Source organism: Paenibacillus sp. FSL E2-0177, assembly GCF_037992975.1.
Classification (GTDB): Bacteria; Bacillota; Bacilli; order Paenibacillales; family Paenibacillaceae; genus Paenibacillus_AQ; species Paenibacillus_AQ odorifer.
In genome coordinates, this window is the sequence record NZ_CP150307.1 from 626,020 (window position 1) to 650,838 (window position 24,819).

Genomic DNA, 24,819 nt, shown 5'->3' on the forward strand with positions numbered 1-24,819 from the left:
CGAATGGCTATTCTAAACATTTTTAAAACTGCAGGCCTAAAGCTTAAAATGTTCAGTGAACTGGTGATGTTCTCTCATACGCTTTTTTCGCTGCCGTTTGCCATTATCTCGATGGTGTGGGCTGCTGGGGGCTGGCCATCAGGGCATGTGATGATCTGGGGTCTGATTGCATTGATCGGTGCCCGTAATGGCGCTAATGCATTCAATCGGCTGGCAGACCGTACGTTTGATGAACAGAATCCTCGTACGGCACATCGGCATTTGCCACAACGGTTATTGGCAGAAAAAGAAGTGGTTGTCTTTGTTATTGTCAATTATGCCATCTTTATTGTGGCTTCAGGCATGCTGAACTTGCTCTGCCTGCTCTTATCGCCGGTAGCAATCGTGTTAATATCGACTTATTCTTATACAAAACGTTTTACCTTTCTAAGCCATTTATATTTAGGCTTTGTTATTGCTTCCGCACCGATTGGTGCATGGTTTGCCGTAACCGGAAATATCGCATTTACCCCGTTTGTGATCGGGACGGTAGTTATGCTCTGGATTGCCGGATTTGATATTATCTACGGCACTCAGGACATTGAATTTGACCGGCGGCATGGGTTATGGTCTATTCCGAGCTTCTTTGGATTAGAGAATGCGCTGCGTATCGCCAAAGGTCTACATTTCATTATGATTATGCTGCTATTATTTCTATACGTATGGCAGGATCTCGGCTGGGTGTATCTGGTTGGGATTGGCATCGCTACATTGCTCCTGATGACCGAGCATAAGATTATAAAACCTTCGAATCGTAAGCTGATGAAGGTGGCTTCTTATAATCTAAATCAGGTAATTAGCATAGTGATATTATTGTGTACGCTGATTGATTTTTTCTATGTTAGTTAGGGAGCTGGCTTTGGTGAGCCGGCTGGCTGAGCATTGGCGCATTGCCCTCAAACTAACAACAAAAGACAATAGCCTACCCAAAAGGGGTAGGCAAGTGGATCGGAAAGCTGGCTACGCTAGCTTTCCTTTTTTGTGTTGACTCGGTTCCCCGCTCTGCAAGGGGGAAGCTACGAGTTGAATGCAAAGATTAGGGAAAACCTCCCTAATCTTATTGAGTTTTTTTATCCTTTGACTTTGTTTTAGGGAATTTGTCCCTGAAATACAGCTGGTTACTCCTAAAAGCATGCTAAAGTGGACTTTATTAGGGAGGAATTCCCTAATATCATGGTTTTCGAACGATTATTAGCTAATTTTAGGGAGGTTTTCCCTAATTATATCCGATGGAGTAGAATGACTGAATTAGCTCATGTGCGCTACGCTGCGTTTGCGTGTTTAGCTTGTCCTGTTGAAGCGGAAAAATAGCAGTTGAATTGCGACAAGATCAATAAAATGATGTGTCTAAATCAAAAAAACGGATACCCCCAAGTGAATGGGAGGTATCCGTTTTTATTTGTATTAGAACGTACGCTTTAGCGATCACGGTCCGCAAAATATTGCAGCAACGTTTCCAGATCAGCATGCGCCGGGTAGGAGGAGAGCTGCTGCACAATAGCTGCAGCTTTATCCAGATAGTTCTGGCTGACCCGTTCAGCGCGAGCGAGGGCATCGCTATTGTTAATTAGGGTGAGCACATGTGCTACTTCAGCGTCGGAAGAATCCGGGCCGATTGCACGGATCACAGGCGAGAGCTTAGGGTCCTGCAAGGCGTACAGCACTGGCAGGGTGACTTGACCATGTCGCAGGTCGCTACCGGCAGGTTTGCCTAGGACATCGGCGGACTGTGTGAAATCTAGCAAGTCATCTTGTATCTGAAAGGACATCCCTAAGGCTTCTCCAAAATTATAAAGGAGATTGGCAACTTCTTCGGTGCTTTCAGTGGACAGTGCACCAACCCGTAAGCAGGTTGCCATAAGAAGAGCGGTTTTGTTTAAGGATTTCTCCAAATACTGATCCATTGTAATTTCATAATCAAAAGCATGTTCCATTTGCTGATATTCACCCAGACACAGCTGAGCGGTGGCTACAGAGGATAAGTCATGAACGTATCTGTTTTTATCTCCTGTATATTTGCTCAGCAGCTCGATGACCCGAGCGGACATGTAATTACCAACATGTACTGCTGACAATGTACCCGTCTTAATATGTAAGGCGGGTACGCCCCGCCGTAACTCAGAACGGTCAATGATATCATCATGAATTAATGAGGCGGCATGAATAAATTCAGCAGCAGCAGCTAATTGAAGCGCTCTGCGACCGGTATCCTTACGGCCAAACCGACTGCCAACAATGACCATGAGGGGACGAAGGCGTTTACCACCGGAATTTATAAGCTCTAGAACACTTTGCGCGAGCTGAGATTTCTTAGGTACATCTTTATCACGCGTCACAAGGTTTACGATTTCGCGGTTGATTTCATTTATGTCTATATTTAAGGCCTCATGCAGCTTCATTTATGGATCCCACCTGTCAAATGGCTTTGCTTGTGCGACTACGCTGTCTGCACTCTTGAATCAAGAACTCTTCGATTCCAGTAGCTGGATCATGTTCCGCGAAGTCTCCATTTGACCGTCTAATCTGCATTTTTTTGATCGAAGGAGCTAGATAAGCAACTAAGTCGAGCTCACGGCATTTCACCGCAAACTGCAGGTAAAAGCTATACAAATAATCTCCATCCAAAATGTTGCGTGTAAGGTCGGGATGATGTGGGATACATTCCATATGGCGCTCTGCTGCCAAAGTGAGAATAGTGTAAATACCCAGCAAATTGACTTTGCGGCTGTATTCCAGATCATGGCGTTCCAGTACCGAGATTAGCTGTTCACATGCAGCCGGAGAGGGCTGAAGCTCAATTCCGGCAATAGGTGACATTTCAGTATGCAACAACCGGAGGGTATCTTCTATGAGTTGTTTGTTCACAAGATTCTCTCCTTCTTGTCGGTTTTGCCGGAAGAAACCATACCCCGATCATCCCTACAAAACCATTCATTCAAGAAAAAACCACCATTTCCTAGGATTAGGAAGGTTATTTTCTTCTTGTAAATAAGGAGAGTAATGTGTCCTAGGGACACATTACTCTGAAGTATATCCATATTTAACCCTAATAAAATACAATTTGCACATATGTTCTATATGATAAATTACACAAATTCAGGGTTTTATTATCAGTCGGTGTATAGATACCATCGTCTGACGAGCGGAATTCTCTTCCACTGTTTCTTAAGCCAAGGAAGTACATAGTAGTCTAGACCAAGTGTGCTTCCCGATCCGCCGATGCAGGCAATACCAGCAGCAACGTACCATAACATTTCTGTCGAGGCCATTTTGGTTGACCAAATCATGACCGACATACCTACGGTCGCTATAGAAGCAAGTGCTGTGAAGAGACCAACGATGAGCATAATACCGAAGACGATTTCTGCACATACCATACCGATTTGGAACCATTTCGCGAGGAAAGTGTAACTTCCGTCGTTGTTGTAGAACATCAAATCCATGAACCAGTTTGTAATGTTGTATACGAAGTTAGGTACAGGCAACGCTTCAACTGCTTCTTTTGCAGTGGATACTGCTGAAGCTGCAGATTGTGCATCTACGGTGTCTTTAACTGCATCTACTGCAACACTGGCTGCTGATGAAGCATCCGTTGCAAAAGGAGCAGCTGGAATCAAGAAAATCTTATCTGGATCTTTCCAAATCTTTTGGATCTTCTCAATACCTTCGTATAACCACATACCCCCAAGTAGAACACGAAGTGGAACGAGCCAGAAATTAGGTGAACGTTTGGAGAAGTGACCACCTAAGAAGCTCTTGCGGTTCTCAACATGGAAGAATTCATGCATCATATATGTCCATACTTTATTGAATCCGACAACCTGAGAAAGGTAGAACATATTAATAAAGTGTTTAGATAGCATTGCCATGAATCCAGTAAGCATAAAGAACTTACCTGGCAGACCAACGTTTGCTACACCGTAGCGGCTACCAATGGAGACCATTGTACCGTGGAAACCTGGTTTGTAAGCTTTTTTAGCAGTGTTCTGAATGTCGGCGGCAATGTTGCCAGCAACAATCGGAGCGGCTTGTTCAGCGTTCTCAACCATTTGTGGTACAGGACGAGTTTCACCTTCAGGAATGTAGAAAATGTTGTCCCCTACTACGTAGACGTTCTTATGATCTACACTTTCCAGGTTCTCATTCGTAACAATCCGTTTGCGGCCTTGTTGTTGAACTTCAAGTCCACCAACGATTTCGGAGCCTTCAACACCAGCAGTCCAAACAATTGTTTGGGAATCAACGACGTTTTTCTCACCAAGTGCAACACTACCATTGCCTACTTCGGTGATTTTAGCGCCAGTAACGATTTCCACGTTCAGCTTACGAAGGCGAGCTTCAGCTTTTTGAATCAGCTTATCTGGAAGGATAGGCAGAATCTTCGGAGCCATATCAGCCACAATCAGTCTTACTTCGGATGGGTCGATAAAGAACTCCTTGCATAATTCCTCGCGTTGTTCAGCCATTTCACCAACCAGCTCGACACCAGTAAAGCCGGCACCGATAATAACGAACGTTAGCATAGCACGGCGTACAGCTGGATTTTTCTCCATAGCCGCTTTGGTATACATATCGCGGATTTGGCGTTTCAATGCTACCGCATCATCGTAAGACCAGAAGGAGAAGGTGTTTTCTTCTGCGCCTGGAATGCCGAAGAAGGTTGGTTTGCTACCTGTGCCGATTACAAGGTAATCGTACGCGTAGGTAGCTTTATCGGACTTAAGTTTTCTGTTTTTGAAATCGATATTGCTGATCTCATCAAGAACAACATCTACTTTAAGGCCCGCAAAAATTTTCTTAAGATCGATCTTGATTGAATCCTCTGGAGCACGGTTCGCGGCAACCTCATGCAGCTCAGTCAATAGAGTGTGATATGGATTCCGGTCGATCAGTGTAATTTCAACATCTTTGTTTTTCTTAAATTTCTTTGCCAGTTTCTTAGCCGTGAGTACGCCGCCGTAGCCGCCGCCCAAAATGACTATTTTCTTCAAGAGAAATTCACCTCATTCGTCTGATTAGCTGCAGAAGGTCCTGCGAAATTATTTCGCGCCTTCGAGTGCTTTTTCTGCAAGTGTAAAATATTCACCAACATGAATACTCACGCCGGAAATTGCATCAGTTTTGCCTTCAGCATCAAGCGTTGGAGCAGTACCTTTGTTTTCAAGGAAGTATTTTTCAGCCAAAGCGATTTCTTCATGCCATTCAGCAGAAGCGCCGCCAGCTTTCATACCATATTTACCATCAACGGAGAATTGCTTCTTGTCATCGCCAGCAGCATTCAAACCACTGAATTTAACAGCTACAACATTACCGTTAGCAACAGTCAGGTCAACAGTGGATTTCCAACCGGATTCAGCGTCCATTTCGCCTTCAGCATGGTAGCCTCCGTCTTTATATTGACCAGCTTCTACTGGACCAGCAGCAAGAGCAGCTTGAGCAGCTTTTACAAAGTCAGATACGTGTACGGATACACCAGAGATGGCATCAGTTTTCCCCTCAGCATCAAAAGTTATAGCTGCTGGATCTTGTTTTTCGATCAGGAATTCTTCAGCTTTAGCTGCTTGCTCGTGCCATTCAGAAGAAGCACCGCCAGCTTTCATTCCATATTTACCATCTTCGGAAACTTTTTTCTTCAGGTCGCCTGCAGTGTTAACGTTAAAGGCATCCCAGTCAGCTTTAGTGATCTTTCCACCTTCTACAGTTAAGAGTGCGAAATATTGCCAGCCAGTTTTAGCATCAACGTCAGCAGTACCGTAGTAAACTCCGTCTTTGTACTGTCCAGCTTCAGTTCCAGCGTTACCGGAATTTGTTGCAGGAGCAGTTGTTTCAGCTGGTGCGTTAGTAGGGGCTGCGGCGTTGTCTGTGTTGTTACCACAACCTGCGAGCAATCCAAGGATAAGTGCGCTCGACAAGATAACAGAAGCTTTTTTCATTTCAAATGACCTCCAAAAATATAGTTTAAAATATATATATTAAAATGTAAAACATTTTAATAGTCGAGCGAAGTGATAAAAATCACTTTATAAATGATATTTGTCACTTTAATCTCATACCTCATTACCCGTTTGTAACAGTATCATGACTTATATCGGCATAGATTAGGAAAAAATTTAATGATGTTGTTTTATCTCCGATGGCATTCTAGCACATGGACTAGGAAAACATTTGTGAAATAAATCACTTAAAAAATTAAATATTTAATTTATATCTGGATTATATCAAATTTTAAAAGATTTGAATACATAAATTTAAAAATATATGTGACAGAATACGACTTAATTTGCTAATGCCATGAATGGTGGAAAGATTCATAGCGAATGGGGAAGGGTAAGTAAAGGTAACACAGGATAACGATCCTACCCTAATTAATTCAGCTAAGGAGATGAGCTTATAATGGACAACAATGTATTTAAAGGGAAATGGAAACAGCTCAAAGGCGAGGCCAAGAAGCAATGGGGCAAGCTTACAGATGATGATCTTGACGTAATTGATGGTGAAAAGGATAAATTAGTAGGTAAACTACAAGAACGTTATGGACACACGAAAGAAGACGCGGAAAAAGAGTACCAAACTTGGGGACGTTCCTACCGCGATTAATTCGTTACTAATGACGTTTATAATAAAATTCCAGAAGAAGAGCGCAAATCGCATCTGATTTGCGCTCTTCTTCTGCGTCCTTGGGCGGTTAGTTATCGAATAGGGCTTTAGTATGGTAGTATTATGAGATGAAAGTTGTAATTTATTTTGCCAAGGTGGGAGTGAATCTATGGGTTATCTTAAAATATTTTTTGGAAACACCGCGATGCTAATAGCTGTAGCCTATTTGGCTAATCTTATATATAAAAGCACCATTTCAAATGCAAGTGTAAGAATAAAGAAAGTAAGCTGGGTATTACTGGCCATCTTTGCCGGGTGGATTAGTACTCTTTTTGGATATAGGCTGGATGAGCATGTGATTTTTGATTTGCGTTTTGTGCCACTTATTATTTCAACGCTGGCTTATCCGCATCCTTTCATTCTTGTTTTGATTGGTATAGGAACAGGTCTTACACGGTTAACTTTTGGAGTAAATGAGGCAGCAATGGCTGGTACAATTAATTTGTCCATTCTAGGATTTGTTTGTGCTGCGCTTAGCTACTGGGTCAGACGATCTAGCTTATGTATAGTGAACAAAGGTTTGATCGTGATTCTAGTCGTAAATGTAATGAATGCAATCAACATTATGGTGTTTGGTGTGATTCCCGCCCCAGAGTACATAAGAGAGATTATGCCGATTACTTTCCCTGCGGGGTTGATTCTAAGTGTTCTATTCTCCTTAATTATTCGTGACTTTCAATTAGGACTCTTACGGAATGTGCAGATTCAGCGTGCTAATGAACAACTGTCTGCCCAGACGGAGGAGCTGCATAAGAATAAGATAGCGCTTGAAGAACGTGCCGATCAGTTAATGATGGCTTCGCAATTTAAATCCGAATTCCTGGCCAATATGTCTCATGAGCTTCGAACACCACTGAATAGCATCATTAATTTATCGCAATTAATTGAAGACAATGATAATTCTCTTACGGAAGCAGAAATGAGTGAGTATGCAGCCATTATCCGCCGTTCTGGTGAAGAATTATTGATGATAATTGGCGATATATTAGATCTGTCCAAAGTGGAAGCAGGTCGATTGGATATTATAAATGAAGATTTAAGTGTTATTGAGATCCCAGAGATCCTGGCTATGCAATTCGCTGTCACGGCTAAACAAAAGGAATTGGAATTTACTATTGCAATGGAAGAAAATATCCCGCAAATGATTCATTCCGATCCACAGCGGATTCAGCAGATCCTGCGTAATTTGCTCTCTAATGCTTTTAAATTTACAAAGTCTGGCCATGTCGCACTCCGTATTCGTCAAGAGGAACGTGGGGAAAGAGCTATTGTGAAGCATTGGATTGTATTTGAGGTAGAAGATAGTGGGATAGGTATTGCACCAGAGAAGCATGCCATGATCTTTGAAGCCTTCCAACAGGCGGATAGAACAATTAGTCGAAAATATGGCGGAACAGGATTAGGACTTTCTATTAGTAATGATTTGGCCAGACTGCTCGGAGGGTTCATTACTTTAGAAAGTGAGGAGGGTAAAGGGAGTCGTTTTTCGCTTTATTTACCCCTCGAATTCATAGAAGAGTAAGCTCCAATATTATTTGTTAATTTGGCGTATTGACAGTAGATTGATGCGGAGTAGAATGAAGCAAATGCCGCATCAAAGGAGTGTTACCCCTTTCTATGAACAACATGGAAACTAAGCACACAGTTACTAGTTCAAAGCGTGTCCGTAAAACCTCAGTACATCGCAGAAATTTGCGCATTGCTACCTGGGAAGGTGTGCCATCGACCATTTTCCAGGTACTGCTGCAAGGGCAGTTTCTAACAGGATTCCTACTATATTTAGGAGCCACTTCAAGCCAAATTGGATTTGTGCTAGCGCTTACCACTTTGGTTAACGTGATGCAGATCGGGGTAGCTTTTTTGATCCAGAAGCTGCCAAGCCGCAAATGGGCTATGGTTACTTTTATCGGCCTGCATAGGATACTTTGGAGTTCTACGGGGCTAATTCCGTTTATTTTTCCTAAAGAGTATTGGGTCATGGCTTTTATAGCCTTATATACTACTGCATTTATTGCTAATACGGCGGGTGGTGTGCTATGGAGCTCTGTGATCAGCGATCTTGTTCCAGCACGTGTGCGTGGACGTTATTTTGGGATTCGTAATACGTTCCTGAATGCACTCGGTAGTCTGGTGATGTACGGTGGGGGTATCGTTTTGGATCGTTATCCCGGTAGCCATGGTTTTCTGATTCTTTATATAGTTGTGTGGATCTTCGCGATCTCTAACGTCGTTGTATTCTTTTTTTATCCCGACGTGCCTTTCGAGAAATCGGAAGAACATAAATTTTTGCCGATGTTTAAGAAACCGCTTAAAGATACTTTATTTATGAAGTCTACTTTGTTTCTGGCCGCCTGGTTGCTGCTGCAGAATTTAACTGTTCCGCTATACTCGTATGTCATGTTGCAGTTACTTCATATAAATTATGAAACGTTATCACTGCTTAATGTGTCCCAGACTCTTTTTATGATGGCTAGTTTCTACGTTTGGGGTAATCTAAATGCAAAATATAGCAATAAACGTCTGTTGTTCTTTACGTTGCCGATTATTGCCTTGTCCTCGTTGATGTGGGGACTCTTGTCTGTGCTGCCGATGCTGTTGGTGTTGTTTGCCGCTCATATTGTTTTTGGTGTAGGTGTAGGCGGTTTCAACCAGCTGGCCTTTAATTTTATTATTGGGGACACGCCGAAAAAAGAACGGCCTATGTATATGGCGACCTATGCGGCGCTTACGGGTTTATCATCCTTTTTTGGTCCGCTAATTGGGGGACAGTTGTATGAAAAAATTGCCCACTGGCCGCAATGGACCCAAGTATACGGTATGCAGTTGGTAGTGGGAACGCTTATGATTGCTCTTGCCTTCCTGCTGGGCCGTCGTATTCTAAAGGACGAATAGAAGTAAAGGGGACTATTCCATGTTAAGGATTGCGTTGGTATTAGGGGCTACTGGGTTAGTAGGGAAAGCGGTTACGGAGGAATTGCTGAATCGTGAAGGTTGGGGTGAGGTGAGAGTGCTTGTACGGACTCCATTAGCTTTAGAACATCCTAAGCTTAAGCAAATCGTTGTGGATTGGGAGAACCTGGCGGAGTATAGCGATTCGTTCGAAGGCGTTCATTCCATCTTCTGTTGCCTCGGGACTACGATCAAGAAGGCAGGTTCACAAGAGAAGTTCGAACGTGTCGATCTGGATTATCCGCTTGCAGCTGCTGCTATTGCGAGAGATCACGGTGTTAAACAGTTTTTGGTTGTTTCATCCATGGGGGCAGATGCCAAATCGCGCAATTTCTACAGTCGGACTAAGGGTAGAGCAGAGGAAGCGTTAAGCAATATCGGTTTTCAAGGGCTGCATTTGTTTCGGCCATCTTTGCTGCTGGGTCATCGTGAGGAATTCAGACTGGGAGAACGCGTCGCGGCTAGATTGATGAAAGCACTGGAGTTTGTGATGGTTGGCAAAGCGGCTAAATATCGTGCCATACCTGGTGTAACTGTGGCGAGAGCTATGGTTAACATTGCCTCTGCTGACACGCATGGTTCGCATATCTACACGAATGAAGTAATACATGTGATTGGAAAACGTTAAGTTTTTCGGACTGCTAATAAATTTGCATTACGGTGAGAACAGGACTTACAATGGACAATAAATGATCAGCGTTTAATGGAGAGGGGTAACAAGATGAGTAAAAAACAAGTAGCTACTACAAAAGCACCAGGAGCCATTGGTCCTTATAGTCAAGCCATTACCACCGGTAGTTGGGTATACACTTCAGGACAACTGGGCCTTAATCCCGAGACAGGGAATTTGGCTGAAGGCGTTCAGGAACAAGCTCGTCAAGCACTTAGCAATGTACAAGCTATTCTTGAGGAAGCTGGTGCATCACTGGATCATGTAGTGAAGACCACCGTATTCCTAAAAGATATGAATGATTTTGCAGCAGTTAACGAGGTTTACAGCACTTTCTTTAAAGAACCTTATCCTGCCCGCAGTGCCATTGAGGTTGCTCGTCTCCCCAAAGACGGACTTGTTGAGATCGAAGCGGTAGCACGTAAGAAATAAATATGATTTCGCACTTCTAGATTATTCTACAAAAAAAGGCAGGTTAAGGAGGATCACCTTCTTAGCCTGCCTTTTATATTATCAAGAGGACAATCAGTATCTGCTGTATCTTCTGCGGCGTGGTGTGAGCAATAGCCAAATGCTGTAGAGCAGCAGAAGACCTGCCATTATTGTGCCTGTTACAAAGACTGCATTAGCCTCTCTATGTTCCAGGGCGATCGCGATGAAAGCCCATACGAAGACCAGAGGATAGATGCTGTCTCGGTTAGGATAGCTGACTAACACCGCAAGCAGTGTCCCCACGCAGAGCATGATCACGGCCCAGGTTATCCCGCTAAGTCCAAACCCATCCCAATGATTTTTCTCCAGAACAACGCTAACATTCACGATAGTCGCCACAGAGATCCAGCCAAGGTATATACTAAAGGGTAGCTTGATCAGCCATTTCTCACCTGAAGTAGGATTTGCGATCTGGCGCGTTCGGCGATAGATAACAATGATGGAAATTAACATTAACACCATGGCAATCAAAGAAAGCTCGATGTATAGATACTGCCAGAGGAAAAGCCAGCTCATATTAAAAACACAGCTCAGGATAAACCAGAACGAAATAGCTCGTACAGAATCCCTAGAGCTTGTATAGGAACGGAATTGATAAATAACGAAACCGGCTAACAAGAGATAAATCAGTGACCAAATGGAGAAGGCGTAGCCAGCAGGAGTCATGTAAGTCTTATATTTGTCAGAGATTTCTCCTGTACTGTTTCCGCCCAAAGGCAAGGTTACCGCCAGCACATTTACGATAATTACACCCACAAAGAATACGAGGTTCCACCATTTATAAGGATTATAACGTCTCAAATAATTCACTCCCTAGCTTTTTTAATAGGGTGTTGCTTATTTAGAATATACCCCTTTTTGGCCTAATTAAGACTATAAAAAGAAAAGAAGTGACTAGTGAGTCATAACATTCTTGGATAGCAGGGCAGTAGTGCGGGGTATTTTAAATGAATCAAATTACTGGGTGTTTCTATATCCTTCAACTTTATTTCATAAAAATCTACAGAAAATATGCAGAAATGTTTTTAAATCAGCGCTTTTTCGTATAAGATGAAGAGATGAAGATTCAAGAAAATATAAGTTTTGTCCTAGTTCTTTATCCTTATATTTACCGCAGGAGCGCATCGCCTCTATAAAAGAGGAAGAAGCGGCTTCTACTTGTATAGCTTCAAAATTTATTTCTCGCGGAAAAGGTTGCAGTTACCCTTCCTGATGGTATGGGGCTGGTTCTTTTTTTGCTTGCTTAAAAGACAGGAGATCACCGATGACTAAGCATCTGTATGCAATATGGTTAGGGGACGTTTTATTTTGCTTCTCTGGCGAAACTTCGGAGCCGAAGGTTGACGCTTGGACTCGCGTAGTGAAGCGGATGGAGCTACAGGGAGGAGTGCGTCCTTTTGCAACTGCTGCTCTGCGTCTGGCAGAAGTGAAATATCCGGCTCCCCCTGTAGAGGGGAAGCCAGCCCGGCGCGGATTGCCCGGACGAACGTTCGAAGGGCTCGCCTTGGTTCCTAGCGATGCATTTCAACTGCTTCTGGCATGGGATGAGACGTTATGCCGAGATCAGGGAGTGGAGCCAGGCGGCGAACTGCGTTACTGGGCAGCAGCGGCACGTTTTGCGCTGGAGCTGATGGGTACGGGCGGGATTACGCCGGGGGCCTTGCCACCACGCCCTGTGGGCTCACGTCGCCGCGGCGGCGAACAGGCGGCGACGGTCTGCTGGTCGCCAGCTTTCCGAAAGCAGGAGGACAAAGAGATCTTTCTGCAGCTGGCAGCATCCATGCCTGTTCTTGCACTAGGAACGCATATCGCAGAGGCAGGGGATTTATCCTCTCGTGATGAGGCTGGAGCATATGTGCTTTACTCCTTTATGCAGGCTGTAATGACTGCTGAGATAAAAAAAGTAATTGCGGGCATTGAAAGTGAGTTAACCCCTTATAAAGCGAATTATCGCCGGGGTTATTCCCCTTTAACTGAACTGTGGTGGAATAGCCTTCTCACTGGAAGCCGAGATATACCCGTGCAAGGAACTCCAGCAGAGGTGACAGACCTTTTGGTCACTGTGAACGAGACCGCTGGCAGCGATGTGCCACATTCAGAGCCAGAGGAAGCACGGAGCGGGCAGCTGGGTCTTGGGCTACGGCTGGAGCCGCCAGAAGACAATGAAAACAATAATGAAGTCTGGCGGTTAACCTTCTGGGCGGAGAATAAGGAAGAAGGGGAATTCTGGTTTCCCGCCAAATCGATCTGGAGTAGTAAAGAACGAGAGTTTACGTTATGGGGTAAACGCTATCGCAATATCCAGCAGCAGCTGCTTATAGCGCTGGGCCGGGCTGCGAAGATATCGCCGGATATTCAGCGCGCTCTTGCTAAGCCTGCGCCTACGGGGGCGGATTTGGAACCGGAGCGTCTTTATTTCTTTTTGAAGGAGACGGTGCAGCAGCTACGCGATCGGGGAATAACGGTGCAGATGCCTTCGCGCTGGAGCCGTGAGGGACGCCGCCGCATTGGCATGAAGATGAAAATGCAGCCGGGCGTGAACGGGGGCGATAGTCCGGCACCCGCGGCTCTGGGTATGGAAGAACTGATCTCGTTCCGTATTGAGGCCTCGCTTGGAGATAGTACGATTAGTGAGGAAGAATTAAATGCATTAGTAGAGGCCGGTGTACCTTTTGTGCGTTTCCGCGGGGAATGGATCGAGATAGATCCTAAAGAAATCCGCCAGGTTCTTAGATATATGAAACGCCATGAAAACGGAGAAATGACTGCCGCGGATTGGATGCGTCTAGAAGCCGAGGATGGTGAAGATCGGCTCTGGAAAGGAATGTCCGTCACTGGGATGGAGACATCCGGGCTGTTGGCATCGCTTATGCGCGGAGATGTATTACGTAATCTTCCGGTGCGTCCCGTACCTGAGGGTCTGCATGGAACTTTAAGGCCTTATCAGGAGCGGGGTTATCAGTGGCTGGCCGAGCTCAGTGGTCTGGGTTTTGGGGTATGCCTCGCCGATGATATGGGTCTAGGTAAAACGGTGCAGGTTATCACCTGCCTGCTGGACCGGGCGTTAAGTGCTCCCCCTGAAGAGAAGCAGGAGCCTGTGCTGATTCTCTGCCCAACTTCGCTTCTTGGCAACTGGCAGCGGGAGCTGCAGCGCTTTGCTCCTTCGCTTAATGTACACATACATCATGGTGGACGCCGTGTTCGGGGAGATAGCTTCTTAGAACTGGCAACCAGTCATGATATCGTACTGACGACCTATCACTTGGCAGGGCGTGACAGCGAGGATTTAGCCAATGTCCAGTGGTCAACAGTAGTGCTGGATGAAGCTCAATATATTAAAAATCACCGGACGAAGCAGGCACAGAGTGTGATGAAATTATCGGCACCGCATCGCATAGCTATGACAGGTACTCCGGTAGAGAACAGACTTGGTGAGTTATGGTCTATTTTCCACTTTTTAAACCCAGGCTATTTAGGAACCTATCATTCCTTCCGGCAGCGTTATGTGTCTGGTGAAGGTGGGGAACGTCTGCGGGAGCTACATCGCTTGGTATCCCCCTTCCTGTTGCGGCGTCTGAAGAGTGACCCGGATATTTCTAAGGATTTACCGGAGAAGCTGGAGCTGAAGTCTTATTGCCCGCTGACCGAGACCCAAGCTGCCCTGTATCAGGGTGTCGTGGATGAAATGCTCGGCGTGATCGGGGAGAGCAGTGGTATGGCTCGCCGTGGACTGGTGTTATCCTCTCTGACGAAGCTGAAGCAGATTTGCGATCATCCTCAGCTATTCCGGAAAGAAGAAGGACGGAGTCCACGCAATGAACATTCCGGTAAAATGGAGGTTATGTTCGAGGTGCTGGACAGTGTCGCTGAAGTTGGCGAATCTGTGTTGATCTTTACGCAATACGTAGCGATGGGTGAGCTGCTGGTGAGCAAGCTTACTAAGCGTTATGGTACATCGCCGCTGTTCCTTCATGGGGGGATTCCAAAACGGGAGCGGGACGAGATGGTGCATGATTTTCAAGAGGGCAAGGGTCCAGCCTTCTTCGTGTTATCTCTTAAAGCGGGCGGAGTAGGATTGAACCTAACCCGGGCCAATCATGTTATTCATTACGATCGCTGGTGGAATCCGGCCGTGGAGAATCAGGCGACAGACCGGGCTTTTCGAATTGGGCAGGATAAGAACGTACAAGTTCATAAGCTGATTTGCCAAGGAACGCTGGAGGAACGTATTGACGAATTAATTGAGCGGAAGAAAAGCCTTTCGGAGCAGGTTGTTGGTTCTGGTGAAACATGGTTGACCGAGATGTCTAATCATGAACTGAAGGAGCTTATTGAACTGCAGGATCAGGATTGGATGTAAAGAAAGACATGAGCAATACGGAGGGATCGAACAATGAGTGAACTGTTAGAGATGCGGCTGGAAGTTGTGCCTGGATTAGTAAAAGCAGCATGGACGGCTTCGCCCGGGAAAGTGACGGGAGGGTCGCGGGCAAAAGGTGAATGGAATGTCGGTACTTCTGCTGTTCCTCAGGGACAAAGAACGGAGCAACCTCTCTCTCTGAAGGTTCCAGTATGGCATGCTGCCCGTAGAAAAGAAATATTGCGGCGTCTGGCGCTAAGTCCGGATGAGGTATTTGCCTTGCTGCAAGGGAGATTGACGGGTGGGCTGGCGGAACTGGAGCTTCTGCCTACAGATACTGAGCTGGAGCAAGCCCTCTTTGAGGGGGAAGGGTTAGAGAACCAGGCGGAGACTCTGCAGCTTATAAAAGAACGACTTGCTGAAGAGCCGCTGCTGGCGCTTTCTCTGAGAGGATTTACTAAGGGAGAACTCCTGGATGGAATATTTGCCCTTTGGGCTGAAACTGATATAGCTGCCGATGATTCTGAGACAGAGGCAGCCCCAGCTAGTGAGCTTGCAACAGAATTAGCACGGCTAGAGCGCAAGGGCCCCGCAATTTCTTCTGGGGAATGGCTTGCAGAAGCGGCTGCTGAAGGTTCGCTTCACCAGCCGGGACCGCAGTTCCATGAGATTACGGCTAGGCCATTTCCTTCATCGCCGGTAGTAGCAGCGGTAACGGAAGACTGGGGAGCTTTGCTGCCTCAGACACCTAAGGCTCTAGAAGGCCTAACTTTGATTATGAATCGAGTAGCAGAAGCTGCTGCCCGTCGTGCAAGTAAGGCGTAATTAAACAGCAGTGGAGTTTAGAGAAGCCGCATCCTATCTGAGGAGGCGGCTTCTTCTTTGTGTAATGCTTCTGTAACCTTTTACCATTAAACTCTGTCTATGATTATAGAATAGAAGGAAATGGAAAAAGGAGGATTTCATTTGAGACTATATGCCGTTTTTGCCCCGATAATCATTGCTGGGTTATTTCTGCAATCCTACATGGTAAACGATAATCTTGGTTTAGATTCGAGTATGGGGACAAATACCGCTGAGCTGAAGACGAAGATGAATTCTTTGCAGGGGTATCCTGCTAAATTTAGCATGAATGACATAAAGCTTGGATGGGGAATAGACGAGACTGGATTATGGACTACGAACGATGGAGGATGTAGTTGGTACCATCCGGACAGCAATATCGTCCCTATTCCACAAGAAACAGGCATCTTTGCCGCAGCAAGCTTTTTCCTGAATGCCACAAATGGCTGGATTATTAGTAGTCATGGTATGGGTCAACCTATTCAGATCTATCATACCTCTGATCAGGGCCAGACCTGGAAGGAGACAAAACTTCCCGTCACGGAGGATTGGGAGCAAGGATACAGTGGCGGTTTTATTCATTTTATCGATGTGAATAACGGGTATGTGTTGCTGGATTCAGAACCTGGTCTCGGGATGATGGAGAAATCCTTGTATCGCACGGCTGATGGCGGGAACAGCTGGAAGCGAATCGGAAATCTAACGGGGAGTATTAAAGCCTATCCAACAGGGATAACCTTTCAGGATTCCCAGAATGGCTGGATCACCTCCAGCAACCATGGGCAAGAATACATTTTAACATTCAGAACTACGGATGGCGGGAAGAGCTGGAAGCCGGAGCAATTAAAGAAACCAGCTGCTCTGGCAGCCTTTACTTACAGTAATAGTTATCCGCCTAAATTCTCAGGCAAAGACAATATGAAAGGCATCCTGCCGCTGGAGATCGTTGACGATGGGATTCGAAGTATGGTGTTTTACACAAGTGATAACGGAGGCAGGACATGGAAGCTTGGCCCTCAATTGCTCGGTACTGAGGCAGCGAGAACAACATGGCTGAACGCTCGTGAAGGTTGGGCTTTGCAGGAGGGCGGCAAACTGGTGGCGACTGTCAACGGGGGTGTAAGCTGGAGGTTGATTGCGACATCACAGCTATTCGCGAAGGCAGAAAACATTCAGTTCGTTACGCCGAAAAACGGTTGGTTGGCGGGTCCAGGATTTCTACAGACCACTACAGATGGCGGCGTTACATGGAAGCCTTTGGTTAGTAAGCCTTGAGGCTGAATATAGCGGAACGCCGGGTCATGATTAGCCGTTGGTTGAGGCTTAGGGACTCAGGAGTCGTTATTCACACATTTATCGCCTATCCAGTATGTTTTCGGACTCCAGTGCAGCTATTTTATATAGGAGGGCGCAGATCCGGCGTTTTTTATGCCGTTAGCGACTTTGGGGTCCGTTAGTATGCAAAATGGAGGATTATTTTGCGAATAAGATCGGCTGTGTCCGATAGCACCTTGCTTCGGCGGCGAAGGGTAACGATCAAACGGCCTAATCGATTAAAAAGAAGGGGGTGTCCCAGCAGCCATTGTCATGGCTTATGAGACATCCCCTTAATTTTTGAGAAATGTAGAAATATGAAAGCTTAAACCTGCCCGCCGGCAGGGGATTCCCCTTCTGCAAGTTCCAGAATCTCGCGGCGTAGGCGCAGCATTTTTTGATCCAGTTCATCGGCGGCGCGTGCGGCATCCTTCAATTCCTCCGCAACATGCGAAGGAAGCTGCTTATCGAATTTATAATACAGAATATGTTCCATACTTGCCCAGAAGTCCATGGCTAGGGTTCGCAGCTGTATTTCTGCTTTGACCCAGCGTGTTCCTTCCAGCAGGACGAGCGGAATTGCGACGATAAGATGCAGGCTTTGATACCCATTCGGCTTGGGATGGGCTATATAATCTTTGATCTCCAATACGCGAATGTCTTCGCGTGTGCTGAGGTGATCAACCAGACGGTAAATATCTTTAACAAAAGCACATACAATCCGCATACCTGCAATATCGTGAATGTGCTGCTCCATATTTTCCAAGTTGAACTCGAAACCTTTGCGCTCCATCTTTTGAAGGATACTCTTGGGTTCTTTAATTCGGCATTTAACATGCTCGATGGGACTGAAGCCGTCACGGACCTGCCATTCCGTTTTGATCACATCGATTTTATTCTCAAGATCATTTAGTGCATGGCGATAGAGTGCTGGCAGAGACTTGAACTCATTGATAAGATTTGTGAAATCCTCGTTATCCTGCCAATGTTGCAGATCCTTAACGTGTACCTGCATCTGTTTTAGCGTAAGCTGTGTGCTGTCATGTTCTTCCACTGAAACTCTCCCAATTTCGTTATTTGTGATTAATTCTATTTTAACCGATGTAGAACCCCTGACGCAAAATAACGTCTGAAATCAGGGAAAATAAGAATTTATAGGAACATTCTCCGCTAAATCGCGTATTAAAGCACATTAATGAATCTGTTCGATACATTTGGTATGATAGAAACACGTATCGCTGGAGAGGGAGGAACTGTAATGAGTTTTATGAAACGAATCAAAGATAGTGCGAGCCGGGTTACTGAAAAAGCACAAAGCTCTGTTGAGATCGGCAAGCTGAACGGGCTTATTTCCGATATTGAACGTGAGATGGAAGTGGAATTCACGAAAATGGGCAGGCTTTTTTATGAAGGGTATCGCTCTAAGGATATGTCTGTAGCTGAAGGCAAAATGGTAGAACTGGCACGGACCTGTTCCAAGCTTCAGGAAAAAATTGAAGTCCAACGCGCAAGAATTGCTGAACTGAAAAATGAACGGTTATGTTCTTGCGGCAATGTTGTGGCGCTCGATGCAAACTTTTGTCCAAAGTGTGGAAGTAAGCTGGAGGAGCTAACCACATCAAGAAAGATTCCGTCACCGCCGGTATTCGTCAAAACTGTGGATGAGGACGAAGAGGATGAGGATCAATACTATGGTGCGGATGAGCTAACGGATGAAGAGAAGGAGATTGCAATGAAGCTCCATCCGCAAAGTGTGGTGTATTCTGAGATCCTGCCTTCAGAGGATGATGAGCTGCCATTGGAGGAATATGCGGCGAACGAACATGACATTGAACGGGATCGCAGACATGCTGATCAGCTGGAACGGGAAAGACAAAGACAGCTTGAGCTGGATCGTCGCATCCGCGATTGGAACGCGAATGAACATCAGGAGGAGTCCGCAGTCACCCAGGACAGTGGTGTTCGTGATATGATTAAGTGTCAAATCTGTCGGAATGAATTGCCAAAGGGCTCCTTATGGTGCCCACGTTGTGGATCGGAGCAAATATAGTACAGATATCAGTCAGCTTAGGGCTTAGGGGGACAACAAGATGGAACAACTGCTGCTGCATCTGCGCAATCTGGGCTTCACGGAGATGGAGTCCAAAATCATGGTCGAGCTTGCGACTAAAGGTCAGGCTTCTGGCTATGAGGTTGCCAAACAGCTCGGAGTTTCAAGATCAAATGTGTATGCGGCGCTTCAGCGCCTAACACAGCAGGGATATGTACGATGTGGTGAAGGAGAGCCTGCGCGGTATAGTGTTCTCAATCCAGAGGAGCTGGCGACGATGATCTCGGGAAGAGTTCAAGCTTCGCTGGCTTATATGGAAAGTGAGATGCCTCGCGGAGGGCCTGTTAGTCCTTCTTTTTATAATGTAGAGGGCGACCGCAATGTAATGGGGGCGCTGATTCGCCAGCTTAACATGGCGGAGCAGGAAATTGTAGTGGATATGTGGCGCGAGGAAGCGTCGCTTCTGCGGAGCGAACTTGAACAGGCCGAACTGCGTGGCGTTAGGCTTTTATGGGCTTTTGACGGTGGCAATGCTGCTGCTGCCTCTTACCCGGTATGGCCGTCATTCGGAAAAAATTCGCAGCGGGCGGATGGACGGAAGTTCTCATTTGTGATTGACCGGAGCTGGTGTATGCTGGGGATGCGTTATGATGATGGATCCGCGCAAGCAGTGGTAACAGAGCACCCGGTGTTAGTGGAGCTGTTGTTGAATCATTTCACCCAGGAAATGGTCTTGTTCGAGCTGGAGCAGGATATGGGCGCAGAATTAGTAGAGCGTTATGGAGAACGTTACAGCAAAATTCATAGCAAATATGTTATGTATGATCAAGGCGATGATGGGGAAGAACAGGCGCAGTAGTTATTATCATAGGGAGGTGAGAAGCATGGAATGTATCGTTCATTTTGAAGTGGTGCACAATGATGGTCCTAAAAAATTGCGTGGACTGTTGTTTCTGGATAAGGGAGCATCTCCTGGAGAAGCAGAATTAGTCGAAATGTTTAAGGATATGAATTTTAACGTGAGACTGGAAGACCGCGAAAAATTGATTTTTAAACCGGTAAATCCGGGGGATTTCTTGGAGATTCGAATTACGGGTTATGATAACGGTCAGGAAAAGAGCAAGGATGATCATAATTTAAAATCGATCGTTGGAAATTTATTGCCTCAGAAGCCGACAGGTCTGTAATGTGGGGAGAATGGATTCAATGATGGGAGAAGGAGGAGCACTATGGAGCTGTTGAGACAAAAAGTGTTGAAAGAAGGTATTGTACTCGGGCAAGGAGTGCTCAAGGTGGATTCTTTTCTGAATCATCAGATGGACCCCTTCCTGATGCGTGAGGTTGGCCGTGAGTTTATCCGCCGGTTCGCTGGCGAAGAAATTACGAAGGTGCTGACTATAGAATCCTCGGGGATTGCTCCGGGGATTATGACAGCATTAGAGCTGGAGGTTCCGCTGATTTTTGCCCGTAAGCAGAAATCGCTGACGCTGACAGAAGACATTTACGTGGAGAAGGTCTACTCCTTCACGAAGAAAGAAACGAATGAAATTACCGTTTCGAAGAAATTCATTGCTCCCGGAGAACGGGTGCTGATTGTTGATGATTTCTTGGCGAATGGTGAAGCCGCCTTCGGACTTGCCCGTATTGTTGAGCAGGCGGGGGGAAGTGTGGTTGGAATTGGTATTGTGATCGAAAAAGCGTTCCAGCCAGGGAATCGGCTGCTGCAGGAAGCGGGATATCGCGTAGAGTCACTTGTGCGTATTGCTTCACTGGAGGACGGAAGAGTCACTTTCGTGGAAGACGAGGAAGAGCCTCTTGTTTGAGGCTTTTGGAATGCATTCTCAAACAAAAGCTATAGGATATACAAAACAGCAAGCGAACTGGTAATGAACCAGTCGCTTGCTGTTTTTTGTGTGTATGGTATGCACGGGTCAGGTTACCCGTTGCTGCCGCATGCCGCTGCAGTGTCGACGGGCAGCTGTACGCTGTCCGCCGCCAGCGGCGAAAGCACACGCAGCGCCCCCGGCTCGCAGCGAATGGCCAGCGGCCCTTTGCCGAGGCTCTCGCCGTCGCCGATCGCAGGCCGGGCCTCGGCAAAGCCTACAGCTACGCTACGTCCGCGCAGCATAGACACGAAGGGCAAAGCCACATGCTTGCCCTTCAGTACCGTGGGGAACAACCGCAGCAACTGCCCGCGGCTGCACCCATGCACGACGCAGACGTCAAGCTGGCCGTCATCGGCCTTTGCCTGCGGGCAGATCAAAAGCCCGCCGCCGTAGCTGGGCAGGTTGCAGATCGAGACCAGCCATGCCTTCTCGAAGGCGTGCTCCGTGCCGTCGCAGACTACGCTTACCCGGCAGGGCTTGAATGTCATCAGCGTATGCAATATGCCGATGATATACGCGAGCTGGCCTGCTCCAATGGCATTGCACAGCCTTTTGTATCGGCTGGCATTCACATTCTCGGCCACTTGAGCATCAAAGCCATTGGCAACGGCTGTTATGGTCAGTCCGTTTGCTCCTGAAAGCAGATCTGCTTCGATATACCGCTCGCTAAGGGCGGCCTCCAGCGCGGCTTCTATCGAAAGTGGAATGCCGAACCCCCGGGCCGTGTCGTTGCCGGAGCCGGCAGGAATTACGCCCATGGGGATATCTTTGCCGCAAAGTGCACCCAAAATGCTATGGAGCGTGCCGTCACCACCGATTACAATCACGGCTTTCCAATCCTCGCGATGCTTTAGTGTATTTAAAACAAGGGCTTCTGCACCCTCTACGCTGTGCGTAAACAAGGACATGAAAGGCAGCGAACGCTCCTTCATGAGCGCCTCTACAGTATGCCAGGTCCGGCCGCCTGCTCCCCCGCCGGAACGCGGGTTTATGATAAATAGATACATATGATTTCCTCCAGCCTGTAGAATTCCATTGATGCCCTTTCTACATTGTAAGGAGTGGATGGGCAAAAGGGAATACTTTTCAGCGATCAGAGGGGCTGCTTTTTGGGGGATTACAGATGGCGAATCTGACTTTCTGCGATATCACCTGCCCAAGGGAGTTTATACCACCTGCCACTTAAGGCATGGTAGATCATTAACAGCCACACCCCAAAGCTGCAAAGAGAGACGAGGGCACTCATCAAGGGACCGAGGAATGGGACCAATCCGGTTAGAACGTGGAGGATCATCAGCACCCCGAAGGTAATCAGTGATTGCAGCGAATGGAACAGCACAAAGCGGCTGCGTTTCTCCAATGCGAGAAAGACGACGCCGCCGAGAAAAGGGAAAAAGTAACATAACGCGCCCGCTATATTATCGGGCAATCCGGTGGATGATTTAAAAGGGGACAATGGGCTCACTCTCCTTCTGCTTGGAGAAGAAGGGGCTTGATTGTTCGAATCCTTCTTCCTTACAAGCCTATGACTTGTCAGGAAAAAGTATGTTTAGCTCATTGAAGGGAGAACATACTTTTCAAGCAGCCTGCGAGGGTTCTTCCAGTTGTTTGTCTTGCTCTCTGCTGTAAAGACCACTACAGCATCCAGATTGGGAAAGAGCAGAATCTGCTGCCCGCCATGCCCGTGGGCGAGCTTGTAGGGCTGCCCGCTCATCGTACCGATCCAAAACTGATATCCGTAATCACCAAACGCTGGATATCCCTTTGCTTGAGCGGTAAGTGCATCCTGCAACCAATGTTCTGGGATGATTTGCTGCTCTGCAAACACTCCATTATTCAGCAGGCAGATTCCGAATTTAGCCATATCCCGAGACGTTAGGTGCAAACCGATATGACCCATGCTATGTCCTTCGGGGCTAGGTAACCAAGCGGTATTAGCCATTCGGAGTGGAGTGAATAAATGCTGTGCTGCATAGGAAAATGCATCAAGACCTGTAGATTCACTAATCATTATCGAGATTAGATGTGAGTCGATGCTTCGATATTGGAACTGGCCGATTTGTTCTGGAATAATGTTCAAGCTAAGTCCAAAGGAACCCCAGCGGCGGCTGCGATGAAGGTTCCGAACAAGCGGTTCACCAAGCTTCTTCCCTGTGATCCAGCTAAAACCGGAAGTCATGGTAAGAAGATGACGGAGTGTGATTTTTGAGAGATGTGGGGAGTGAAGGTATGGAATATGCTTGCGAAGGACCTCGGACACAGAAATATGGAGATCAGGCATCTCTCCACGGCCGATAGCGATTCCCGTAAGGACACTGACAAAACTTTTGGTGGCAGAACGGAGATCATTTAATGCTCCAGCATGATGGTCGTTATAATAACGTTCGAAGATAAGTTTTCCATGACGCACAATAAGCATGCTATGCATCTTGGGGTATTCTTTTAGGATAGCTTGATGGGCTTGTTCAAGACCCTCCCGGCGTGTATCGGTGTCTTCTGGCGTTGCGGTAGTCATTAGGGGAATTGCAGGCTGGGCCATAAAGATCTCCTTCTCATTTGTTGATAAATACAATTTCGCTTGCTGTATAGGTTATTGTATTTTAACCAGTTTGGAGACATCTGACTTACGAAGACAGCTGTAAAAAATAATATTTTCCAAATAGTACATTTTACAAGGAAAGGTGGAAGTTAATCCGGAATATGATACAATATAACGATAAGGCCCGAAAGGAGTGATTCAGTAAGTGGCTCTTCGGGTAATAAAAGTGTCAAGGAGCTATCGTTCATCAGGCGTCCTTACTCTCAGCCCAAATCACGACGAACCTGCTTCACCGGCAAGGCGGTGTCTCAGAGGCTAGATTTAGCTTTAGATTCCACGTTTTGACGGATAGTGCAAGCCACGTATGTGTAATGGATACTTCACTTGCATTCGAGGTTACGGCGTACTTTTCATCATGCATTCTCTACAACGGAGCATTCATTTTCAATGTTTTGGGAGGGAACTGATCATGGCAAGTAAAGGTCATAACGAAGTCAAGGAAAGTCTACGGGAAATGACACGCATTTTCCGGCCCAAAGATCCCAAGAAATTCGTAAAGGAGTACGTCCGAAAGTATCGGATTACAGGAGGCTATGAAGAAGAACTGACCATGGTCGTGGAACACGAGTTGGTACGGATGAATTCATCCGTCTCCTAGCTAACAGATACGTTTGTCACTTGCTTAACTTTAGACATCATTTTGAGTAATAACATCCACGAGGATTCTTATAAACCGTGCCCGAGCGACTTTTGTTGCTGGAATCGGTTTTTTTTGTATGCCCATTTACGAATAAGGAAAAGTCTTCCTCATAGAATAGTCAAATGAATTAATAGACACATTTTAAATTGAATGCGCTTTCTTTATTATTTTTTATTTGTTTGCGTTTTCATAAAATGCTATAAAATCCAGATGGGACAAGGGTTTATTGTGTCGAAAATTACAATGTGAACTAGTTGTGAACGATTGACAAAACTTTCCCTTAAACTTATATTAATAGTGATTGTTATAATTGACAGAAA

At 46.1% G+C, this 24,819-nt stretch carries 24 protein-coding genes; 14 read left to right on the forward strand and 10 right to left on the reverse strand.

The features are described 5' to 3' along the window. Positions 1-3: 3 nt before the first annotated feature. The gene (locus MHI25_RS02880) at positions 4-888 is read left to right on the forward strand and encodes a UbiA-like polyprenyltransferase (RefSeq protein WP_076179740.1); all 885 of its coding nucleotides are present in this window, start codon (positions 4-6) and stop codon (positions 886-888) included. 569 nt (positions 889-1,457) lie between these two features. Here the strand turns inward: MHI25_RS02880 and MHI25_RS02885 are convergent. The 4 genes from MHI25_RS02885 to MHI25_RS02900 all read right to left on the reverse strand — a co-directional run bounded on the left by MHI25_RS02885 (position 1,458) and on the right by MHI25_RS02900 (position 5,972). Continuing rightward, positions 1,458-2,438 carry a polyprenyl synthetase family protein gene (locus MHI25_RS02885; protein ID WP_076124510.1) on the reverse strand — a complete coding sequence of 327 codons (981 nt, stop codon included), beginning with the start codon at positions 2,436-2,438 and terminating at the stop codon, positions 1,458-1,460. A 16-nt stretch (positions 2,439-2,454) separates the two neighbouring features. Continuing rightward, positions 2,455-2,904, reverse strand: a complete 450-nt coding sequence (locus MHI25_RS02890; RefSeq protein WP_076124508.1) for a hypothetical protein — start codon at positions 2,902-2,904, stop codon at positions 2,455-2,457. A gap of 245 nt (positions 2,905-3,149) precedes the next feature. Next, the gene (locus MHI25_RS02895) at positions 3,150-5,030 is read right to left on the reverse strand and encodes an FAD-dependent oxidoreductase (protein ID WP_076179739.1); all 1,881 of its coding nucleotides are present in this window, start codon (positions 5,028-5,030) and stop codon (positions 3,150-3,152) included. Positions 5,031-5,078: 48 nt separating this feature from the next. Next, positions 5,079-5,972: an FMN-binding protein gene (locus MHI25_RS02900; RefSeq protein ID WP_076124505.1), complete on the reverse strand. Its 894-nt coding sequence runs from the start codon at positions 5,970-5,972 to the stop codon at positions 5,079-5,081. Between the two features lie 460 nt (positions 5,973-6,432). On the opposite strand from MHI25_RS02900, the gene MHI25_RS02905 reads away from it, so the two are divergent. The 5 genes from MHI25_RS02905 (at position 6,433) to MHI25_RS02925 (ending at position 10,747) form a co-directional block, all read left to right on the forward strand. Then, the gene (locus MHI25_RS02905; RefSeq protein ID WP_036682530.1) at positions 6,433-6,636 is read left to right on the forward strand and encodes a CsbD family protein; all 204 of its coding nucleotides are present in this window, start codon (positions 6,433-6,435) and stop codon (positions 6,634-6,636) included. A gap of 169 nt (positions 6,637-6,805) precedes the next feature. Then, a complete protein-coding gene (locus MHI25_RS02910) occupies positions 6,806-8,218 on the forward strand; it encodes an ATP-binding protein (protein ID WP_076179738.1) in 1,413 nt (470 codons plus the stop codon). 104 nt (positions 8,219-8,322) lie between these two features. Beyond that, positions 8,323-9,588 carry an MFS transporter gene (locus MHI25_RS02915; RefSeq protein ID WP_036682545.1) on the forward strand — a complete coding sequence of 422 codons (1,266 nt, stop codon included), beginning with the start codon at positions 8,323-8,325 and terminating at the stop codon, positions 9,586-9,588. Between the two features lie 19 nt (positions 9,589-9,607). Next, complete coding sequence (locus MHI25_RS02920) at positions 9,608-10,273, forward strand: oxidoreductase (RefSeq protein ID WP_340394951.1); 666 nt, start codon at positions 9,608-9,610, stop codon at positions 10,271-10,273. Between the two features lie 93 nt (positions 10,274-10,366). After that, the gene (locus MHI25_RS02925; RefSeq protein ID WP_036682524.1) at positions 10,367-10,747 is read left to right on the forward strand and encodes a RidA family protein; all 381 of its coding nucleotides are present in this window, start codon (positions 10,367-10,369) and stop codon (positions 10,745-10,747) included. Positions 10,748-10,840: 93 nt separating this feature from the next. On the opposite strand, the gene MHI25_RS02930 is transcribed toward MHI25_RS02925, so the two are convergent. Beyond that, positions 10,841-11,608 (reverse strand): TspO/MBR family protein, encoded by a 768-nt coding sequence (locus tag MHI25_RS02930; protein ID WP_340394952.1) that lies wholly within the window; start codon positions 11,606-11,608, stop codon positions 10,841-10,843. A 463-nt stretch (positions 11,609-12,071) separates the two neighbouring features. On the opposite strand from MHI25_RS02930, the gene MHI25_RS02935 reads away from it, so the two are divergent. The 3 genes from MHI25_RS02935 to MHI25_RS02945 all read left to right on the forward strand — a co-directional run bounded on the left by MHI25_RS02935 (position 12,072) and on the right by MHI25_RS02945 (position 17,285). Next, on the forward strand, positions 12,072-15,167 hold the full coding sequence (locus MHI25_RS02935) for a DEAD/DEAH box helicase (protein ID WP_339246155.1): 3,096 nt from the start codon (positions 12,072-12,074) through the stop codon (positions 15,165-15,167). Positions 15,168-15,200: 33 nt separating this feature from the next. Further along, positions 15,201-15,992 carry a hypothetical protein gene (locus MHI25_RS02940; protein WP_076124497.1) on the forward strand — a complete coding sequence of 264 codons (792 nt, stop codon included), beginning with the start codon at positions 15,201-15,203 and terminating at the stop codon, positions 15,990-15,992. A 141-nt stretch (positions 15,993-16,133) separates the two neighbouring features. Next, positions 16,134-17,285 (forward strand): hypothetical protein, encoded by a 1,152-nt coding sequence (locus MHI25_RS02945; protein WP_340394953.1) that lies wholly within the window; start codon positions 16,134-16,136, stop codon positions 17,283-17,285. 364 nt (positions 17,286-17,649) lie between these two features. On the opposite strand, the gene MHI25_RS02950 is transcribed toward MHI25_RS02945, so the two are convergent. Beyond that, positions 17,650-18,378 (reverse strand): GTP pyrophosphokinase family protein, encoded by a 729-nt coding sequence (locus tag MHI25_RS02950; protein ID WP_076218890.1) that lies wholly within the window; start codon positions 18,376-18,378, stop codon positions 17,650-17,652. A gap of 204 nt (positions 18,379-18,582) precedes the next feature. On the opposite strand from MHI25_RS02950, the gene MHI25_RS02955 reads away from it, so the two are divergent. From MHI25_RS02955 to MHI25_RS02970, 4 genes are read left to right on the forward strand one after another with little or no spacing between them, the layout of a single operon-like run. Next, positions 18,583-19,374: a zinc ribbon domain-containing protein gene (locus MHI25_RS02955; protein WP_076193702.1), complete on the forward strand. Its 792-nt coding sequence runs from the start codon at positions 18,583-18,585 to the stop codon at positions 19,372-19,374. A gap of 40 nt (positions 19,375-19,414) precedes the next feature. Beyond that, the gene (locus tag MHI25_RS02960; protein ID WP_076124492.1) at positions 19,415-20,233 is read left to right on the forward strand and encodes a TrmB family transcriptional regulator; all 819 of its coding nucleotides are present in this window, start codon (positions 19,415-19,417) and stop codon (positions 20,231-20,233) included. A 25-nt stretch (positions 20,234-20,258) separates the two neighbouring features. Beyond that, entirely contained in the window at positions 20,259-20,561 is a 303-nt protein-coding gene (locus MHI25_RS02965) for a hypothetical protein (protein WP_038568522.1), read from the forward strand. Between the two features lie 42 nt (positions 20,562-20,603). Then, complete coding sequence (locus tag MHI25_RS02970; RefSeq protein WP_076101352.1) at positions 20,604-21,197, forward strand: xanthine phosphoribosyltransferase; 594 nt, start codon at positions 20,604-20,606, stop codon at positions 21,195-21,197. Between the two features lie 113 nt (positions 21,198-21,310). Here MHI25_RS02970 and MHI25_RS02975 read toward each other — a convergent pair whose 3' ends face one another. The 4 genes from MHI25_RS02975 to MHI25_RS02990 all read right to left on the reverse strand — a co-directional run bounded on the left by MHI25_RS02975 (position 21,311) and on the right by MHI25_RS02990 (position 24,220). Beyond that, positions 21,311-22,267 (reverse strand): diacylglycerol kinase family protein, encoded by a 957-nt coding sequence (locus MHI25_RS02975; RefSeq protein WP_340394954.1) that lies wholly within the window; start codon positions 22,265-22,267, stop codon positions 21,311-21,313. A gap of 110 nt (positions 22,268-22,377) precedes the next feature. Continuing rightward, a complete protein-coding gene (locus MHI25_RS02980) occupies positions 22,378-22,716 on the reverse strand; it encodes a membrane protein (RefSeq protein WP_036682511.1) in 339 nt (112 codons plus the stop codon). A gap of 93 nt (positions 22,717-22,809) precedes the next feature. After that, positions 22,810-23,775: a serine hydrolase gene (locus MHI25_RS02985; RefSeq protein ID WP_340394955.1), complete on the reverse strand. Its 966-nt coding sequence runs from the start codon at positions 23,773-23,775 to the stop codon at positions 22,810-22,812. A 313-nt stretch (positions 23,776-24,088) separates the two neighbouring features. Further along, on the reverse strand, positions 24,089-24,220 hold the full coding sequence (locus MHI25_RS02990; protein WP_340394956.1) for a hypothetical protein: 132 nt from the start codon (positions 24,218-24,220) through the stop codon (positions 24,089-24,091). 48 nt (positions 24,221-24,268) lie between these two features. Between MHI25_RS02990 and MHI25_RS02995 the strand changes: the two genes are divergently transcribed. After that, the gene (locus MHI25_RS02995; RefSeq protein WP_019913840.1) at positions 24,269-24,457 is read left to right on the forward strand and encodes a hypothetical protein; all 189 of its coding nucleotides are present in this window, start codon (positions 24,269-24,271) and stop codon (positions 24,455-24,457) included. The last annotated feature ends 362 nt before the right edge of the window (positions 24,458-24,819 follow it).